The organism is Ramlibacter paludis (assembly GCF_022012305.1).
In the GTDB taxonomy this organism is placed as follows: Bacteria; Pseudomonadota; Gammaproteobacteria; order Burkholderiales; family Burkholderiaceae_C; genus Ramlibacter; species Ramlibacter paludis.
Genome location: NZ_JAKLTM010000001.1, coordinates 354,015 through 371,418, shown reverse-complemented (window position 1 = coordinate 371,418; position 17,404 = coordinate 354,015). Strand labels below are relative to the sequence as shown.

Here is a 17,404-nt window from a genome sequence, read left to right as displayed (position 1 = left end):
GCGGCATGGCGGAACACCAGCACGACCACCCCGGTCACGATCACCACGACCATGGGCATGACCATGGCCACGGGCACGCCCATGCGCACGGCCACGTCCATGCGCCGGCGAGCTTCGGCCGCGCCTTCGCCATCGGCATCACGCTGAATGCCGGCTTCGTGCTGGTCGAGTGGATCTTCGGCATCGCCGCCCATTCGCTGGCCTTGCTGGCCGACGCGGCGCACAACCTCGGCGACGTGCTGAGCCTGCTGCTGGCCTGGGGCGCGACCTGGCTGGCGCGGCGCCAGCCGAGCGGCCGCTTCACCTACGGCCTGCGTGGCAGCTCGATCCTGGCGGCGTTGCTCAACGGACTGGCGCTGATGCTGGTGACCGGCGGCCTGGCCTGGGAGGCGGTGCGGCGCCTTTCCGATCCGGAACCGGTGGCGGGCGGCATCGTCATCGTGGTGTCGCTGGTCGGCGTGGCCATCAACGGCTTCACGGCCTGGCTCTTCATGCATGGCGCCAAGAGCGACCTGAACGTGCGCGGCGCCTACCTGCACATGGCGGCGGATGCGGCCGTCTCGCTGGCGGTGGCCATCGCCGGCAGCATCGTGCTGGTGACCGGCTGGAACTGGCTCGATCCGCTGGCGACCCTGGTGGTGTCGGCCGTGATCGTCTGGAGCAGCTGGGACCTGCTGGCGCAATCGATGCGCCTGGCGCTGCAAGGCGTACCGGCCGGCATCGATGCGGCGGCCGTGCGCGCCAAGCTCGCCGCATTGCCGGGCGTGCGCGAGGTGCACGACCTGCACATCTGGGCCATGAGCACGACGGAGAACGCGCTCACCGCGCACCTGGTGATGCCGGCCGGCCATCCGGGTGATGCGTTCCTGCAGCACCTGGGGCACGAGTTGCACGAGGAGTTCGAGATCCACCACTGCACGGTGCAGATCGAGGTCTCCGAAACCGGCGCGGCCTGCGCGCTGGCGCCCGAGCACGTGGTGTGACGCGATGACGCTGGCCTGGCTGGAGTTCGACTACAGCGAAGACGCCGAGGGCAACGGAAGCTTCGACGCGATGGCCGCGGCTTCACCCGCGCAGCTGCAGGACTTGCAGGGCGAGATTGCCCAGGTGCTCGATTGGGCGCACGCGCACTTCGGCGAACCGATGCCACCCGACGAGGGCGGCGAGTGGCATTACGAGTTGCAAGGCGTGCAGGAGGTTGCCACACCCTTGCGGGTGGCGCATTCGCGCGGACGGCTGCAGGTCGAAGCCGGTGCCGCCGGCACGCCGCGCGTCACCTTGAGCCTGACCGTCGGCGGCACGCCCGGCTTCTGCGCGGCCTTGCGCCAGGAGTTCGGCCTGGCTTAGCCCGCGGGCCAGGTGAAGACCGCGCGCGCCGGTTTGGCGCCCAGGGACAGGCTCTTGCTCTGCGCCTTGCCTTCGTAAGACGCGTTCACGCGGTACGTGCCCTTGCCCGGCAGGTCGAGCAGCATCAGCGGCCCGCCGCAGCGGCCTTGCACCACCGTCTTGCCGCGGCCGTCGGTGACGGTCACGTCGACATCGCTCACGTAGGCCCCCGTGGACAGCGCGAAAGTCAGCAGCGCATCGTGCTGCGATGCTTCGGCCTTGAACTGGTCCTGCTCCGCCGTGCCGATGCCGCCGCAGCGAAAGGTTTGCGCCTGGGCCATCCCGCAGGCGAGCGCCAGGGCCAGGGCGGGCAGGGCGAGGAACCGCTTCTTCATCGTGTCTCCTTGAGTTGGCTCATTCTTGAGCCACGCGACTGCGGCGCGCCGTCGGAGAAGCGGCTACTGCGCGGTAGGACAGGCCGCGCCTGCTAGAGTGCCGCGCCATGAAACGCTTTGTCGCCTTCCTGCGGGGCGTGAGCCCCATGAACTGCAAGATGCCCGAGTTGAAGCGGGCTTTCGAAGCCGCGTGCTTCACGGAGGTGAAGACGCTGCTCTCCAGCGGCAACGTCGCCTTCGATGCCAGCGGCGCGGAGCGCACGGTGCGCAAGAAGGCCGAAGCGGCGATGGAGCAGCACCTGGACCAGGGCTTCGTCGCGTTCGTCCGGCCGCAGGAGGAACTGCTGGCACTGCTCGCCGCCGATCCGTTTGCGCGCTTCAAGCTTGCGGCGGACGCGAAACGCGTGGTGACCTTCCTGCAGGCGGAGCCCGACGATCCGCCGAAGCTGCCGGTGGAACTCGATGGCGCGCGCATTCTTGCCCTGCAGGGGCGCGAGTTGTTCAGCGCTTATGTACCTGGTCCCAAGGGGCCGGTGTTCATGGCGTTGATCGAGAAAACGTTCGGCAAGGACGTGACGACGCGGACGTGGGACACGGTGCGGAAGGCGGCGAATGTCTGACTCGTTGATCGCTGCTCTCCACCCGCGCCAGGACGAGGCAGCCCTCCCTGGCGAATGTCCCCCGCGCGGGCCTCGCCTCCGGCTGCGACCCGCTCCTCCCCCTTAACTTCGCCAGGGAGGACTGCCTCGCCCTGGCGCTGCTCCCCTGCGGAGTCGCGGAGCCGTTCCCCGTTGGCTACCGAAGGACGCGAAGCCCGGTCCCGCGCGCTGCAGGCCCAGGGTGGGGTAGCCCGTTTCAGCGAAGTTAAGGAGGAGGAGCGGACTAAGCCGGAGGCGTCGTCCGCGCGGGGGACATTCGCTGAAACGGGCTGCCCCATCCTGGGCCGGGTTGGGGGCCACCGTTTCAGCGGCTCAAATGTTGATTACCTTCATTCCAACGTGAACCCCACCTGGATCGTCACCTGCCAGTACGCGACCTTGCCGTCGCGGATGTGGCCGCGCGTTTCCGACACCTTGAACCACTGCATGTTGCGCACGGTCTCGGCGGCCTTGGCGACGGCGGTGTTGACGGCGTCTTCGATGCCCGTGCTCGACGAGCCGGTGAGTTCGAGGGTCTTGTAGACGTGGTTCGACATGGCTGCTCCTGGGGTGTGGGGTGTCGTCGCAGTATCGCGCCGGCGCCCGCAGATTGGCTGGAATTCGGGGATTTCCGGCAGGCCTGCGCATGGCCGTCCAGCGCGGCCTTGGGGAGAATCGCGCCATGGAATCCACCCACCGCCCCGGCAACTCGATGGCCACCCAGTGGCTGCTGAACATCGGCCATGCCATCGACCACATGTTCCTGCTGATCTTCGCGACGGCGGTGACCAGCATCGCGGCGGACTTCGGCTTCGCGCGCTGGGAAGACCTCATGCCCTATGGCGTGGCCGCGTTCTTCTTCTTCGGCATCGGCTCGCTGCCCTCCGGCCGGCTGGGTGACCACTGGGGCCGGCGCAAGATGATGACCGTGTTTTTCTTCGGCATGGGCGCCGCCGCCTTGCTGGTGAGCGTGACGCAGTCGCCCCTGCAGCTGGCGCTGGCCCTGGCGCTGCTCGGATGCTTCGCTTCCATCTACCACCCGGTGGGCATCCCGATGCTGGTGCAGAACGCCGTGCGGCCCGGATGGACCATCGGCATCAATGGCCTGGTCGGCAACCTCGGCGTCGCGGTGGCGGCCGTGACCACCGGCTTCCTCGTCAAGTTCCTGGGCTGGCGCATGGCGTTCGCCGTGCCCGGCGTGCTGTGCCTGCTGTTCGGCCTGGCGTTCGCGGTGTTCGCCACCCGCGAGCAAGGGGCGCCCGCGAAGAAGAAGGCCGGTGGCGCGGTGCTGCCGGCGGGCGTCTCGATCCCGCGGCTGCTGCTCGTGATGACGGTCGCCGCCACCAGCGGCAGCCTGCTGTTCAACTTTTCCACCAACAGCAACTACGAGCTGCTCACCGACCGCCTGCGCGGCATCCTGCAGGACCCGGCGCAGATCGGCACGCTGCTGGCGCTGGTCTACGCGGGCGCTTCCTTCGCGCAGCTGATCGTCGGCAACCTGATCGACAAGATGCCGCTGAAGGGGCTGTACCTGGGCATCGTCGGCACGCAGGTGGTGATGCTGGGGCTGGCGGCGGTGGCCCAGGGCTGGACCTTCTACCTGCTGCAGTTCCTGTTCATGGTCACCATCTTCGGCGCCATTCCCTTCACCGACGCGATGATCGTGCGCTTCGTCGACGACAGCATGCGCTCGCGGGTGTCGGGGATGCGGCTGGCGGTGTCGCTCGGCGCGAGCTCGCTGGCGGTGTGGCTGATCGGGCCGGTGGTCAAGCAGGCCGGATTCGCGACGCTGCTCGGCGTGATGACGGCGACGGCCATCGTGTCGCTGCTGGTCGTGAGCCAGCTGCCCGCCACGCCCGCACCGAGGCGCGCGGGGCTCAGTCCGGCGGCCTGATCACGTCTTGACACAGCGAGGCCCGCGCGCGCCGGCCGGGCCGCAAACTGGTCCCCCCACCGGAGAACCACGATGCCCCGCCCCGCCAACGACGATCGCAACGACGCCACGATCCCCGGCAGCCCCCAGCGCCCGACCGACCAGCGCGTCGAGCCGCCGACTCCGGAGAAGGAAGACTCCGGCGGCGAGGCGCGCGACCAGGGCGACCAGACCGAGGACAACCGCAAGCAGCAGGAGTAAGCGCGCCGGGGTTGCCACCCCGGCCTACACGACGGCGACGGCTTCCACTTCCACCTTCAGCCCGTAGTGCAGCGCCCCGACGGGCACCACGGCGCGGCTCGGGCGGCTGGCGCCGGCCCACTGCGAGTAGATGGCGTTGAACTCCGGCCAGTTGTCGCTGCTGTCGACGTAGACGCGCACCTGCACCAGCCGGTCGATGCCGCTGCCGCTGGCCTGCAAGATGTTCGCGACGTTCGCCAGCACCTGCCGCGTCTGGTCAGCGAAGCTGGCCTGCGTGAGCTTCTCGCCGGCGGCGGTGATGGGCAACTGGCCCGAGACGAACACGAAGCCGTTGGCGACCGTGCCGTGCGAATAGTGGCCGCCGGGCGCTGCGTTGCCGGGCGGGTTGATGGGCGTGATCATGGGTTCACCATCCATAGAAACGCGGCCAGTCGGCGACCGTGCCGTCCGCCTGCAGCGCGTGGTAATCGGGAAACTGCGCACCGGTGGCGCAGGCGTGGTTCGGCAGGATGCGCAGCCGCGTGCCCACCGGGAAGCGCGCCGCGATCCCGGGGTCCACGCCTTCGGCGCGGCTCAGGATGCCGTGTTCCTGGTTGGCGCCGCTCAGCACATAGCCTTCCAGGGGCCGGCCGTCTTCCGTGCAGACCAGGCCGTAGCCGAAGTCGTGTTTCTGCTTCTGCGTGCCGCGGTCGCGGCTCATCGCCATCCAGCCGGCGTCGACGATCGCCCAGCCCTTGTCCTCCTGGTGCCCGATCACGGTGGTGAGCACCGACAGGGCGATGTCGTCCACTGCGCAGACCCCCACGTTGTGCATCACCAGGTCGAAGAAGACGTAGACGCCCGCGCGCACCTCGGTCACGCCGCGCAGGTGCTCGGCGGACAGCGCGGTCGGCGTCGAGCCCACGCTGACCGCCGGGCAAGGCAGGCCGGCTTGCCGCAGGCGCTCGGCGGCGCGCACGGTGCCGGCGCGCTCCTGCTCGGCGACGCGGCGCAGGGCTTCGGGCGTGTCGACGTCGTAGCTCGAGCCCGCATGCGCCATCACGCCGCCCAGGCGCATGCCGCCTTCGTGCAGCACGCGTCCCACCGCCAGCAGGGACTCGCCCTCGGGCGGAATGCCGGAGCGGTGGCCGTCGACGTCGATCTCGATCCAGGCTTCGAAGGTCTCGCCGTGTTCCTTGCCGTAGTCCACGATGGCCTGCGCGCCGGCGACGCTGTCGGTGATGATCTTCAGGTCGCAGCCCTGGCGCCGCAGGGTCGCCACCTGGGCCAGCTTCCCCGGCGCCATGCTCACCGCATAGAGGATGTCCGTGATGCCGGCGGCGAAGAACTGCGCGGCCTCCTTCAGCGTGGAAACCGTGATGCCCCGGGCGCCCGCGGCCAGCTGCGCCTGCACCACCGGCAGGCACTTGGACGTCTTCACGTGCGGCCGGAATTTCACGCCCAGCGCGTCCATGCGCTCCTGCATCCTCTCGATGTTGGCCTGCATCCGGCGCGCATCGACCACGGCTGCCGGTGTGTCCAGCCCGCCCAAGCTGCTCATGTGCTCTCCTTGTCTGTCTGCCGAGGACTATAGAAGCAGTTCGTCCGCGCCCACAAAGCTCGGCGGTGCGGCTGCGTTAATTTCCTGCGGTGAGTCCCATTCGAGCGCCCGGTCCCGACTTCCTGCCGGTGACCCTCTCCGACCGCCCGGCCGACGCGAGTTCGCGGCGCGCGGCGCTGTGGGTGGTTGCGCTCTCGGCCGGGCTGTTCCTCGTGCTGGCGCCGCTGGCCAAGGTGCAGCTGCCGCAAGGACCGTGGTTCATCCCGCTGTTCCAGTCGACCCTGATCGTCAACGACCTGATCACGGCCGCGCTGCTGTTCGGCCAGTTGCGCTTCAGCCGGCAACGCGCCGGGCTCGTGCTGGCCGCCGGATACGTCTTCGCCGCCATCATGGCGACGCTGCACCTGCTGAGCTTCCCCGGCGTGTTCGCGCCGGGAGGCGTGCTGGGAGGAGGCGCGCAGACCACCGGCTACCTCCACGTGTTCTGGCACCTGGGCATCCCGTCCGCCGTGCTCGCCTACACCGCGCTGCGGCAGAGCAAGGACAAGCTCGGCACCACGGTGCCGAGGGCCATGGTGCGCGCGCTCCTCGTGGTGGCACTGCTGGCCGCGGCCCTGGCCGTCCTCGCCACGCTGGGCAACGACCTGCTGCCGCCGATGCTGATCGACAGCCATTACTCGTCCGCCTTCAACGTCGGCCGTTACGGGCAATGGTCGATGACCGGGCTGGCGATCGTCGTGCTGTGGGCGCGCCGCATCCGCTCGGTGCTGGACCTGTGGCTGCTGGTCATGCTGTGCGACAGCTTCTTCGAGATCGCGCTCGTGTCGATCTTCAACGCCGGCCGCTACGACGTCGGGTTCTACGCCGGCCGGGTCTACGCGATGTTCGCGTCGTGCGTGGTGCTGGTGATGCTGCTCGCCGAGCACGCCAAGATCTACCGCGAACTGGCCGAGGCGCGCGAAACGGCGCGCTCCGAAGCCGACCTGCGCGAAAGCCGCGAGGTCTTGCGCCTGGCGATGCACGGCGGCCGCATGGCCGCCTGGACGCGCGACCTGGCGAACAAGACCACCTGGTGGAGCCCGGAGGTCGAGGAGCTGACCGGCTGGCCGGCCGCGGCGCTGGCCGCCTCCGACCGCTTCTTCTTCGACCGCGTCCATCCGGACGACCGCGTGGCCGTGCGCGGCCTCATGGACGCGGAGATCCAGCCCGACGAGGAGCTGGCGGTGGAATTCCGCTTCCGCCACGCGGACGGCGGCTGGCGCTGGCTCGACGTGCGCGGGCGCGCGGTGCACGACGAGGAGGACGGGCCGATCCGCCTGTTCGGCGTGGCCGCGGACATCACGCCGCAGAAGCAGGGCGAGCAGGCCACCGCCGAACTCGAAGCACGCTTCCGCGCGCTGGCCGACGGCATGCCGCAGCTGGCCTGGATGGCGCGTCCGGACGGCTGGGTCTACTGGTACAACCGCCGCTGGTACGAATACACGGGCACCACCTTGCACGACGTGGAAGGCTGGAGCTGGCAGAGCGTGCACGACCCGGACGTGCTGCCCTCGGTGCTGGTCCGCATCCGCCGCAGCTTCGAGACCGGCGAGGCCTTCGAGATGGTGTTTCCGCTGCGCGGCGCGGACGGGCGCTTCCGGCCCTTCCTCACGCGCATGATGCCGCTGACGGACGGCGAGGGCCGCGTGCTGGCCTGGTTCGGCACCAACACCGACATCACGCAGCAGCGCGCCGAGGAAGACGCGCTGCGCATCGCCGACCGCCGCAAGGACGAATTCATCGCGACGCTGGCGCACGAACTGCGCAACCCGCTGGCGCCGATCCGCACGGCGGTGGACCTGCTTTCGCGCGCCGGCCCCCTGCCGCCGGTGGTGCAGCGCATGACGGGCATCCTGGATCGCCAGTCGAAGCATCTCACGCGCCTGGTCGACGACCTGCTGGAGGTGTCGCGCATCACGCAAGGCAAGCTCCTGCTGCAGCGGACGCCGGTGTCGCTGTCGGAATGCGTGCACGACGCGGTGCATGCCGCGCGGCCGGCGCTGGAGGCCGCGGGCCACGAGCTGGTCGAGCAGCCCAGTTCCGAGCCGCTGCGGGCCAACGCGGATGCGACGCGCATCACGCAGGCGCTGGTGAACCTGTTGAACAACGCCTCCAAGTTCACGCCGCGCGGCGGCCGCATCGTGGTCTCGTCCTGGCGCGAAGACGGCCTGGCCTGCATCTGCGTGGCCGACAACGGCATCGGCATCGCGCCGGAGCACCTGCGCAGCATCTTCGGCATGTTCTCGCAGGTGACGAGCGCGCGCGAGCGCAGCCACGGCGGCCTGGGCATCGGCCTGGCGCTCGTGCGCGGCTTCGTCGAGTTGCATGGCGGCACCGTGGAGGCCTCGAGCGCGGGCGTCGGGCAAGGCAGCCGGTTCATCGTGCGGCTGCCGCTGCTGCAATCCGATGCGCCGGTGGCCGAGCCGCGGCGCGACGCCGCGCGGCCGGCGATGCTGCACCGCGTGCTGGTCGTCGACGACAACGAGGATGCCGCCAACACCCTGGCGGCGCTGATGACGCACGAGGGCCACGAGGTGCGCGTGGCGCACAGCGGCGAGGAGGCGCTGGCGCTGGCCTTCGAATTCGAGCCCGAGGCGGTGCTGCTGGACATCGGCATGCCCGGCATGAGCGGCCTGGAGGTGGCGCGCGAGCTGCGCCGGCGCATGGGGTCCGCGGTGCGCCTGATCGCGGTCACCGGCTGGGGCCAGGCGCAGGACCGCGAGCAGACCAGCGAAGCCGGCTTCGATTTCCACCTCACCAAGCCGGTCGCCCGCACCGAGGTCGAGGCCCTGCTGGCCGTGAGCCTGCGAACCGGCGCGGCCGTGCGCGATACGGGCGCCGCGCAACGTCATTGAAGGTATGCTCGTCGCCGTTGCATTGGCGGAGGCGAGTCATGGCGGATGTGCGTTGGGGCATTCTCGGAGCGGCGAATTTCGCGCGCCAGCACATGGGCCCGGCGCTGACGCTGGCGCCCGGCGGCCACGTCGCTGCGCTGGCCACCTCGGATCCGGCCAAGGCCGCGCCCTTTCGCCACTTCGCGCCCGGCCTGCGCCTCCACGGCAGCTATGAAGCGCTGCTCGCCGATCCGGACATCGACGCGGTCTACATCCCGCTGCCGAACACGCTGCATGTGGAGTGGAGCGTCAAGGCCATGCAGGCCGGCAAGCACGTGCTGTGCGAGAAGCCGATGGCGATGCAGGCCGGCGACTTCGACGCCCTGATCGCGGCGCGCGATGCGGCCGGCGTGTTCGCCGCAGAGGCCTTCATGATCGTGCACCACCCGCAGTGGCAGCGCGCGCGCCAGCTGATCGCGGAGGGCGCGATCGGCAAGCTGTGGCGCATCGACGGCACCTTCGCGTACAACAACCGCGACGCCGCCAACATCCGCAACCAGGCGAGCACGGGGGGCGGCGGGCTGCGCGACATCGGCGTCTACGTGATGGGCAGCGCCCGCTTCGCCGCCGGCCTGGAGGCCACCGCGGTGCGCGCCAGCATCCAGTGGGAGAACGGCGTCGACGTCTATGCCACGCTCTCGGCCAAGTTCGGCGACGCGGACTATGCGGCGTTCACCTCCACCCGCATGCATCCGCGCCAGGAGATGACCTTCCATGGCGAGGCCGGGGTGCTGCGGCTGCCGGTGCCGTTCAACGCGCGCGTGTTCGGCGAGGCCCGGCTGGAGCTGCACCGCGGCACCGAAACCGTCACCGAGCGCTGGCCGTCCCTGAACCACTATGAGCTGCAGGCGGCGGCGTTCAACCGCGCGGTGAACGAGGGCGGGGCCGGCTACCCGTGCCCGCTGGAGTTCTCGCGCGGGACCCAGGCGATGATGGACGCGGCTTTCGCCTCGGCCCGCTGACCTCGGGCGCCGCCCTGCTCAGGTAGCAAACAGCACGCCGGCCACCGTGGCGAAGACCACGCCGGAGCCGCCCATCAGGCGGGTGTCGGCCTTGGCGTTGCCGCTGCGCACGCCCAGGTAGGCCGCGAAGAACAGGGTGGCGGCGAGCACCGCCGCCATCAGCGCGAAGTCATCTTGCGTCATGGCACGAAGTTACCGGGATCCGCCGCGCCGACCCAGCAGGAGATTCCTGACCGTGGCTCAGGCGGAAGCTGACGCCAGCGCGTCCCGCCCTCCGACCGGCCGGGCTGGCGCTTCGGGCTACCTTGGAGCATGGACCGTCGCTGGCTGCTCCCTGGTGCGCTTGCAGTGTTGCTGCATGCGAGCAGCGGCGTGCGCCCGCCGGTGCCCCTCGTCCTGCCGGTCGCTCCCGTCGCCAAGCGCTCCACGCCGGCCGCCGATCCTCTTTCCGCGCGAACGCTAGGGGTGCCCGTGCAAGGGATCCGCGCCGCGCAGCTGCACGACAACTTCAGCGACACGCGCAGCCGCGGGCGCAAGCACAAGGCACTGGACATCATGGCGCCGCGCGGCACGCCGGTGCTGGCCGCCGACGACGGCAAGGTGGCCAAGATCTCCAGCAACAAGGGCGGCGGCCTGTCGGTCTACCAGGTCGACCCGTCCGGCGCCATCGTCTATTACTACGCCCACCTCGATCGCTACGCCGACAACTTGCGCGACGGCCAGCCGCTGCGCCGGGGCGACGTGATCGGCTACGTGGGCACCACCGGCAACGCGCCCGAGACGGCGCCGCACCTGCACTTCGCCGTGCTGGTGCTGGAGCAGAAGGGCCGCTGGTGGGGCGGCGAAGCACTCAATCCGTATGACGCGCTGGTGCGCGGGGAGGCGGTGACCACGGCGGGGCGGTGAGAAATCAGCCGTGGCCGTACTTCGCGTAAGCCTCGTCACGCGCTAGGCGCGCGGCCCGCAGCAGGCCGCCGGTGTCCTGAGCGGCTGCGAGCGGATCGATGTAATCCCGCTCGCCGAACGGGCCCGGCCTCACCTGGTACACGCCGATGTTGAACATCAGCACGCGGCCGGAGAGCGCCTGGAACCAGTGGATGTTGTGGTGGTCGTCCGAGATCGACGACACGTCGCCCGCGTGGGCGGTTACATCGCCGGCGGGACGAATGAGCATGTGGCTGGCGTCGGCTTCGAGCTTGTCGAAGTGCCGCACCCGCGCTTCGCCTTGAAGCACCATGTGCATGGTCGCCATGTTGTGGTGGCCGTGCGGGACCACGGCGACGCCCTTCTCCAGCGTGAACAGGTAGGGCCGGAAGGCCAGAGGCTGCAGGCGTCCGTCCTCCTGCGGGAAGTACAGGCGCTGCATGCCTTCGGCCTGCGCCGGAAAGCGGGCGCTGCGCGCCAGGGTTTCGAAGTCGAGCGAGCGCAGGAAATCGCGCAGCACGACGCGACCCAGCGTGTCTTCGATGGCGCGTTGCCATTCGCGCGGCGCCAGGCCACCGGCAGCGAGTGCCGAGGACGCTTCGTCCAGCTCGCGCAGCCAAAGCCGCGCACTCCACTTCAGCGAGCCTTCGAGCGCATCGGCGCGCGTCGCTTGCTGGAACAGGCTGGAGAGGAAGAGCGCGTGCAGCGTACCGGCGGTGAAGCTGCGGCGCGAGATGGGGAACGGTTCGTTCAGCACGCGGGGAATTTAATCCGGTCGCGGAGGAACTTCAATGCATCAAGGTAAACGGCATGCCACTGCTCTGGCGCCGGGTCCGCCGCCAGCGGATGCCAGAAGAAGCGGAATGCGTGGCCGCCATCGTCCGCCGCCTGGTGGGTCCAATGGTCGGCAAGCGCCTCATCCACCGCGCAGACGACGAAGTGCCAGCGCGGGGAACCTGGGTCCGGGTCCCAGCTGCCCAGGTCTTGTACGATCCGCGCCTGCGTGATGCCCGATTCCTCGCGCAGTTCGCGCAGCGCCGCCGCTTCGACCGTTTCGCCCGGTTCTATCGTTCCCTTCACCAGTTGCAGGCCGGCCAGCGGATGCGCGAAGGCGAGCATCTCCAGCGCCGCGCCGGCCCCGCGCAGGACGACCGGGCACACCTTGCCGGTCTTCGCTGCCGTCACGCGGCCTCGCGCAGCAACTCCAGCGGGCGGATGCGCTGCTCGCTCAAGCCGTCCCCAGTTCGCGCAGCGCCGACAAAGCGGCAGCGAAGTCGCCGACCACGATGCGGCAAGGCACGGCCAGCATCAGGTTGAGCGGCAGCCCGAATTCCTCCAGGTGCCAGCCGCTGGCGTCGACCAGGCCCTGCCCCACGGCCTGCGGATAGCGGGCGCGGATGCGCTCGGCAAAGCTGCCGGTCTCCGGCAGGTAGCCGATCACCGGCTTGCCGCGCGCGACCGCGTAGCCCACTTCGAAGCAGGTGCCGCTGTCGGGCTCGGGGCCGCGGAAGAACTGCAAATTGGCCAGCACCACGTCGCAGGTTTCGATGTGCGCGATGTTCGCCTGGTAGATGCGGCGCGCCAGGTCGGCGGGCTCGCCGGTCAGCGACGCGTCGAGCGGAAACACCCCGGTGAAGCCGGCCTGCGCGCACTGCGCGACCAGCTCGCGGCCGTAGGCGACGGCGTCGGGCCGGAAGACGTCGGGCCCGGCCAGGTAGATGCGGCGGATCGGCAAGGCGTTCAGTCCGGCACGAAGCGCGCGTTGAAGCGGTTGGCGTCGGCCTCCAGCTCGAAGGTCACCAGCTGGCCGTTCTTGCCGTCGGCCAGGCGATGCGCGGCAAACAAGGTCCACTGGCCCTGCGGTCCGTAGCTGGGCGGGTCGACCAGCGCATAGGGATGCGGCACGAAGACCTCGTAGGCATAGATCGTGCGGCTGCGGTTGCGGGGGGAGGGAAACAGCTTGTAGACGGCGGTGGTGATGGCGGCTTCGGACATGGCTGCACTTTAGGCGAGGCCGATCTTCGCCGCGAGCTGCCGCGCCGCGGCCGCGCTGGCGCCCTTGCCGGTGATGGACAGGGCCGGCTGGTGCGCCAGCATCCGCTGGAACACGGCGCGCACTTCCTCCGCGGTGATCGATTCGATCATCTCGACCGTCGCCTCGGCCGGGATCACGGCCCCGTGCACGAACAGTTCTTCGACCGCGCGCTCCATGGTGGCGTAGGTGCGCTCCGCGGTGCGCACGCGCGCCACGGCCATCTGGTTGCGGGCGCGCTCGAGGTGCACGTCGTCGATGCGCTCCGCATGCTCGCGCAGCAGCCCGCGCGTCGCGTCCACCAGCAGGTCGAGCTTGTCCGGCGTGGTGATCGCATGGACGATGAAGGTGAACCAGCTGTCGCCATGCTCGGTGCTGGCGTCGGCGGTGTAGGCCAGGCCCAGGCGCTCGCGGATGGTGTCGGTGAAAGGCGCGGACATGCCGCCGCCGAACAGCATGGCGGCCATGGAGGCGGCGATGCGCCAGCGCTGCTGCCCGACTTCATCGGCCTGCGCCGGTGCGACCGGCCAGGCCAGGTTGACGAAGACCTGCGACACCTGGCTGAAGCGCCGGCCGACCGCGCTGCCCACGTAGGGCGGCGCCGGCTGGAAGTCGAGCGAGCGCGCAACGGCGCCGGCGCGCGGCATCTGCGCGAACAGGCCTTCCGCCTCCGCCAGGAAGGCATCGACCTCGAAGTTGCCCGCCGCGACGACGACCGTTTTCTCGGCGACGTAGTGCTTCTGCACGTGGTCGACCAGGTCCTGCCGGGTGAAGCGCTCGATGTTCTTCACGGTGCCGATCACCGGCATGCCCATGGGATGCTCGCCCCACAGCGCGCGGTCCAGCAATTCGCTGGAACTCTCCTGCGGGTCCTCGTCATACTCGATCGCCTCCTGCCGGATCACCTCCAGCTCGCGCTGCAGTTCGGCCTGCGGGAAGGTGCTGTTCAGGACGATGTCGGCGGTCATCGCAAGGAAGCGGCTTGCATGCCGGCCCAGGCCGGTCATGAAGTAAGCAGTCGTGTCCTTGCTGGTGAAGGCGTTGACGTCGGCGCCCAGGCGTTCCGCGTCCAGGTTGATCTGCTGCACGGTGCGCGTGGCCGTGCCCTTGAAGGCCATGTGTTCCAGCACGTGGCTGACGCCATTGCTGGCCGGCGTCTCGTCGCGCGAGCCCACGCGGAGGAACACGCCGACGCTGGCGCTCTGGACATGGGGCAGGGGGAGGGCAAGCAGCCGCACCCCGTTGGAAAGTGTTCGCGAAACGTGCATGGATGCCCAATCCTACCGGCTCGTGCGGCACGCCTGCCGCCGTTCAGGATGCGTTCATGAACAGCACTTCACACTGGCGACATGAAGGCTGGCAATTCCACCCTCTTGTTCCTGGCGCAGCTGGTCGGCTCGGTGCTGCTCACCTGCGCGCTGCTGATCCTCGCCGCGGCGGCCTGCTGCTGAGCCTCAGCGGCGCCGGGGCCGGCGGGCGTGCAGCAATTCGAGGAAGCGGGCGCCGGGGCCGCTCAGCGGCCGGTCGCGCGGTACCAGGCTGCCGTACGACTCCAGCTTGTGGGTGAACTGCCAGGGCAGGATGCGCACCGCGCCCTGTCCGGGGTCGCTGCGCGCCACCGCCTCCGGGATCACCCCCAGCAACTGCGAACCGCGTGCCAGGTTGATGGTCGTGAGGATGGAGCCGGTCTCGATCAGCCCGCGCGGCAGCGCCGCATGGTGGCTGCGGAATTCACGCTCGATCACTTCCCGCATCGGGCTGCCTTGCGGCTGCAGGATCCACGGATAGGCCAGCAGGTCCTCGAACTCCAGCTTGCGCTTGCGCGCCAGCGGATGGTCGACGGCGGCGATCACCGCGAGAGCCTCGTCCTCGATGGGCGTGAAGGTGCAGGCGATGCCGTCCAGCGCGGTGTTGCGCCCCACCACCAGCTCCAGCACGCCTTCGCGCAGCTGCGCCAGCAGGCGGTCGCTGGTGTCCACCGCGATCTCGATGGCCAGCATCGGGTAGTCCTGCTTGAGCCCGAGCAGCGCGTCGGTGAGCCGGCCGGGCGAGGCGGCCATGATGCTGCCCACCGAGAACTTGCCGGCGCCGCCTTGCTTCAGCTCGCCGAGCTCGCGGTTCAGCGCTTCCATGCTGCCGCGGATGCTGCGGAAGTAGCCGGTGACCCGTTCGCCCGCCGCGTTCAAGCGCAGCCCGCGGCCCACGCGTTCGAACAGCGGCTGTCCGAGCGCTCCTTCCAGCTCCTGCAGCATCTTGGTGGCCGCCGGCTGCGTGAGGCCCAGCTCGCCGGCGGCGGCGCGCAAGGTCTTGTGCGCGTCCACGGCCAGGATCAACGCGATCTGCCGCATCCGCAGCCGATTCAGCAGCTGCGGGGTGGAATCCTGGCGGTCGATCGAGCCCATGAACCAATCACCTGTCGTTATCAATCGATCAAGAGTTTTTAGTTTACGGGAATAAGCAGGCCCTCCAGAATCGCCTCCAGCCTTCGAAGGAGACAAACCCCGTGAAAAGACGCATTGCCATCACCTGCGCGCTGCTCGCTGCCTGCGCCGCCGCTTCGGCCCAGACCGCCGCGTGGCCCACCAAGACCGTGCGCATGCTGGTCGGCTCCGCGCCCGGCGGCGGCACCGACGCCATGGCCCGCGCCGTGGCCGACCGCCTCGGCCCGCTGCTGAACCAGCCGGTGGTGGTCGACAACCGCCCCGGCGCGTCGAACACGCTGGCCGCCGACGCCACCGCCAAGGCCACCGACGGCCACACCATGGTGATGGGCGTGGTGACCGCGCATGCGATCGCGCCGCACCTGCTCAAGCTGCCTTACGACAACAACAAGGACCTGGTGCCGGTGGTCTTCGTCGGCGCCGTGCCCAACGTGCTGGTCGTCGGCAACGGCGTGGCGGCGGACTCGGTGCAGTCGCTGGTCAAGCTGGCGAAGAAGGAGCCGGGCAAGCTGAACTACGCCACCAGCGGCGCCGGCAGTACCCAGCACATCGCCGCCGAGATGTTCAAGGACGCGGCCGGCGTCGACATCGCCCACGTGCCTTACAAGGGCAGTGGCCCGGCGCTGGTCGACCTGATCGGCGGCCAGGTGCAAATGAGCTTCGACACCATGCCTTCGGTGATCGGGCAGGTCAGGAACGGCAAGATCCGCGCGCTGGCCGTCACCACCGCCAAACGCAATCCGCAGCTGCCCAACGTGCCGACGCTGGCCGAAGCCGGCATCCCCGGCCTGGAGATGAGCGCCTGGTACGGCATCTACATGCCGGCGTCCACGCCCAAGGCGGTGCAGGACAAGGTGTACGAGTCGGTGAGCAAGGTGCTGGCGATGCCCGAAACGAAGACGCGGCTGGAGGCCATCGGCGCCGACATCACGCCGATGACCCAGGCGCAATTCGCGGCCTTCCAGGCCAGCGAGTACAAGCGTTTCGGTGACATCATCAAGAAGAACAACATCCACCTGGACTGACATGACCGCCTCCACGCTCCCCGTCGTCGCGCTCACGCTGGGCGACCCGGCCGGCATCGGCGCCGAGCTGATCGCCCGGCTGCTGGCCAAGCCCGCAGCGGCGACGCTGGCCAACATCGTGCTGGTGGGCGACCGCTGGCTGTGGGAGGAAGGCCAGCGCATCGCCGGCGTCGAGGTCGCCACCGAAGCGGTGCGTTCGCTGGCCGAGATTCGCGGGCGCGCCTCGACCGCGCGCCCCGCCTTCCTGGAAACGCAGACCATCGCGCAGGGCGAAGTCCAGCGCAGCGTGGCGCAGCCCGCCTGCGGCCGCGCGGTGCTGAAGGTGCTGGACCTGTGCATGGACGCGGCCATCGGCGGCGCCATCGACGCGATCTGCTTCGCGCCGCTGAACAAGCAGGCCATGAAGATCGGCGGCATGCGGCACGAGGACGAGCTGCACCACTTCGCCGAATACCTGGGCGTCACCGGCTACTTCTGCGAGTTCAACACGCTGGGCGAACTGTGGACCTCGCGCATCTCCTCGCACGTGCCGACCAAGGACGTGGCGAAGTACCTGAGCGTGGAGCGCATCGAGCAGGCCGCGGAGCTGATCTACCGCTCGCTGCTGGCCGGCGGCATGGCGGCGCCCAAGGTGGCGATCGCCGCCTTCAACCCGCACGGCGGCGACGGCGGCCAGTGCGGGCGCGAAGAGATCGACATCATCGAGCCGGCGGTCAAGCGCCTGCAGGCGCGCGAGTGGCCCACCGAGTCGCCCTTCCACGGCCCCTTCCCCGCCGACACCATCTTCCTGAAGGCGCAGGCCGGCGACTACCAGGCCGTGGTCACCATGTACCACGACCAGGGCCAGATCGCGATCAAGCTGATGGGCTTCAGCCGCGGCGTCACCGTGCAGGGCGGCCTGCCGATCCCCATCACCACCCCGGCCCACGGCACCGCCTACGACATCGCGGGCCAGGGCAAGGCCAACGTCGACGCGACCTGGCAGGCCTTCCGCATCGCCGCCCGCATGGGCGCCGCGCATCGCAAGAACGCCCTGGTCGCTTCCTGAATTTTT

At 69.6% G+C, this 17,404-nt stretch carries 21 protein-coding genes; 10 read left to right on the top strand and 11 right to left on the bottom strand.

Features of this window, described 5'->3' with window-relative positions; genetic code table 11:
* Positions 1-5 precede the first annotated feature (5 nt).
* Together LZ009_RS01875 and LZ009_RS01870 are read left to right on the top strand one after the other, a co-directional pair.
* Positions 6-983 (top strand): cation diffusion facilitator family transporter, encoded by a 978-nt coding sequence (locus LZ009_RS01875; protein WP_275696180.1) that lies wholly within the window; start codon positions 6-8, stop codon positions 981-983.
* A 4-nt stretch (positions 984-987) separates the two neighbouring features.
* Positions 988-1,347: a hypothetical protein gene (locus LZ009_RS01870; protein WP_275696179.1), complete on the top strand. Its 360-nt coding sequence runs from the start codon at positions 988-990 to the stop codon at positions 1,345-1,347.
* Here LZ009_RS01870 and LZ009_RS01865 read toward each other — a convergent pair.
* Positions 1,344-1,721: a carboxypeptidase regulatory-like domain-containing protein gene (locus LZ009_RS01865; RefSeq protein WP_275696178.1), complete on the bottom strand. Its 378-nt coding sequence runs from the start codon at positions 1,719-1,721 to the stop codon at positions 1,344-1,346. The genes LZ009_RS01870 and LZ009_RS01865 overlap by 4 nt on opposite strands.
* A 107-nt stretch (positions 1,722-1,828) precedes the next feature.
* On the opposite strand from LZ009_RS01865, the gene LZ009_RS01860 reads away from it, so the two are divergent.
* Complete coding sequence (locus LZ009_RS01860) at positions 1,829-2,341, top strand: DUF1697 domain-containing protein (RefSeq protein WP_275696177.1); 513 nt, start codon at positions 1,829-1,831, stop codon at positions 2,339-2,341.
* Positions 2,342-2,709: 368 nt separating this feature from the next.
* Here the strand turns inward: LZ009_RS01860 and LZ009_RS01855 are convergent, their stop codons facing one another.
* The gene (locus tag LZ009_RS01855) at positions 2,710-2,916 is read right to left on the bottom strand and encodes a dodecin (RefSeq protein WP_275696176.1); all 207 of its coding nucleotides are present in this window, start codon (positions 2,914-2,916) and stop codon (positions 2,710-2,712) included.
* Between the two features lie 125 nt (positions 2,917-3,041).
* Here LZ009_RS01855 and LZ009_RS01850 point away from each other — a divergent pair, with 125 nt between their 5' ends.
* Together LZ009_RS01850 and LZ009_RS01845 are read left to right on the top strand one after the other, a co-directional pair.
* Complete coding sequence (locus tag LZ009_RS01850; RefSeq protein WP_275696175.1) at positions 3,042-4,253, top strand: MFS transporter; 1,212 nt, start codon at positions 3,042-3,044, stop codon at positions 4,251-4,253.
* 72 nt (positions 4,254-4,325) lie between these two features.
* Positions 4,326-4,493, top strand: a complete 168-nt coding sequence (locus LZ009_RS01845; RefSeq protein ID WP_275696174.1) for a hypothetical protein — start codon at positions 4,326-4,328, stop codon at positions 4,491-4,493.
* Positions 4,494-4,517: 24 nt separating this feature from the next.
* Here the strand turns inward: LZ009_RS01845 and LZ009_RS01840 are convergent, their stop codons facing one another.
* Together LZ009_RS01840 and LZ009_RS01835 are read right to left on the bottom strand one after the other, a co-directional pair.
* Complete coding sequence (locus LZ009_RS01840; protein WP_275696173.1) at positions 4,518-4,895, bottom strand: RidA family protein; 378 nt, start codon at positions 4,893-4,895, stop codon at positions 4,518-4,520.
* 4 nt (positions 4,896-4,899) lie between these two features.
* Positions 4,900-6,033, bottom strand: a complete 1,134-nt coding sequence (locus LZ009_RS01835) for a DSD1 family PLP-dependent enzyme (RefSeq protein WP_275696172.1) — start codon at positions 6,031-6,033, stop codon at positions 4,900-4,902.
* A gap of 89 nt (positions 6,034-6,122) precedes the next feature.
* Between LZ009_RS01835 and LZ009_RS01830 the strand changes: the two genes are divergently transcribed.
* A complete protein-coding gene (locus LZ009_RS01830; protein WP_275696171.1) occupies positions 6,123-8,927 on the top strand; it encodes an MASE4 domain-containing protein in 2,805 nt (934 codons plus the stop codon).
* 38 nt (positions 8,928-8,965) lie between these two features.
* On the top strand, positions 8,966-9,928 hold the full coding sequence (locus tag LZ009_RS01825; RefSeq protein ID WP_275696170.1) for a Gfo/Idh/MocA family protein: 963 nt from the start codon (positions 8,966-8,968) through the stop codon (positions 9,926-9,928).
* 18 nt (positions 9,929-9,946) lie between these two features.
* Here the strand turns inward: LZ009_RS01825 and LZ009_RS01820 are convergent, their stop codons facing one another.
* On the bottom strand, positions 9,947-10,111 hold the full coding sequence (locus LZ009_RS01820; protein WP_275696169.1) for a hypothetical protein: 165 nt from the start codon (positions 10,109-10,111) through the stop codon (positions 9,947-9,949).
* 129 nt (positions 10,112-10,240) lie between these two features.
* On the opposite strand from LZ009_RS01820, the gene LZ009_RS01815 reads away from it, so the two are divergent.
* Positions 10,241-10,834: a M23 family metallopeptidase gene (locus LZ009_RS01815; protein ID WP_275696168.1), complete on the top strand. Its 594-nt coding sequence runs from the start codon at positions 10,241-10,243 to the stop codon at positions 10,832-10,834.
* Positions 10,835-10,838: 4 nt separating this feature from the next.
* On the opposite strand, the gene LZ009_RS01810 is transcribed toward LZ009_RS01815, so the two are convergent.
* The 6 genes from LZ009_RS01810 to LZ009_RS01785 all read right to left on the bottom strand — a co-directional run bounded on the left by LZ009_RS01810 (position 10,839) and on the right by LZ009_RS01785 (position 15,286).
* The gene (locus LZ009_RS01810) at positions 10,839-11,609 is read right to left on the bottom strand and encodes a cupin domain-containing protein (protein ID WP_275696167.1); all 771 of its coding nucleotides are present in this window, start codon (positions 11,607-11,609) and stop codon (positions 10,839-10,841) included.
* The gene (locus LZ009_RS01805; RefSeq protein ID WP_430300180.1) at positions 11,603-12,037 is read right to left on the bottom strand and encodes an NUDIX hydrolase; all 435 of its coding nucleotides are present in this window, start codon (positions 12,035-12,037) and stop codon (positions 11,603-11,605) included. The genes LZ009_RS01810 and LZ009_RS01805 overlap by 7 nt, the downstream gene beginning before the upstream one ends.
* Positions 12,038-12,080: 43 nt before the next feature.
* Positions 12,081-12,581, bottom strand: a complete 501-nt coding sequence (locus tag LZ009_RS01800) for a nucleoside 2-deoxyribosyltransferase (RefSeq protein ID WP_275697096.1) — start codon at positions 12,579-12,581, stop codon at positions 12,081-12,083.
* Between the two features lie 11 nt (positions 12,582-12,592).
* Entirely contained in the window at positions 12,593-12,847 is a 255-nt protein-coding gene (locus tag LZ009_RS01795) for a hypothetical protein (protein ID WP_275696166.1), read from the bottom strand.
* Between the two features lie 9 nt (positions 12,848-12,856).
* On the bottom strand, positions 12,857-14,152 hold the full coding sequence (locus tag LZ009_RS01790; RefSeq protein ID WP_275696165.1) for a M16 family metallopeptidase: 1,296 nt from the start codon (positions 14,150-14,152) through the stop codon (positions 12,857-12,859).
* A 186-nt stretch (positions 14,153-14,338) separates the two neighbouring features.
* Complete coding sequence (locus LZ009_RS01785; protein WP_275696164.1) at positions 14,339-15,286, bottom strand: LysR family transcriptional regulator; 948 nt, start codon at positions 15,284-15,286, stop codon at positions 14,339-14,341.
* A 101-nt stretch (positions 15,287-15,387) separates the two neighbouring features.
* Here LZ009_RS01785 and LZ009_RS01780 point away from each other — a divergent pair, with 101 nt between their 5' ends.
* Together LZ009_RS01780 and LZ009_RS01775 are read left to right on the top strand one after the other, a co-directional pair.
* Entirely contained in the window at positions 15,388-16,350 is a 963-nt protein-coding gene (locus LZ009_RS01780) for a Bug family tripartite tricarboxylate transporter substrate binding protein (protein ID WP_430300179.1), read from the top strand.
* A 1-nt stretch (position 16,351) separates the two neighbouring features.
* Positions 16,352-17,398, top strand: a complete 1,047-nt coding sequence (locus tag LZ009_RS01775; RefSeq protein ID WP_275696163.1) for a 4-hydroxythreonine-4-phosphate dehydrogenase PdxA — start codon at positions 16,352-16,354, stop codon at positions 17,396-17,398.
* Positions 17,399-17,404 lie beyond the last annotated feature (6 nt).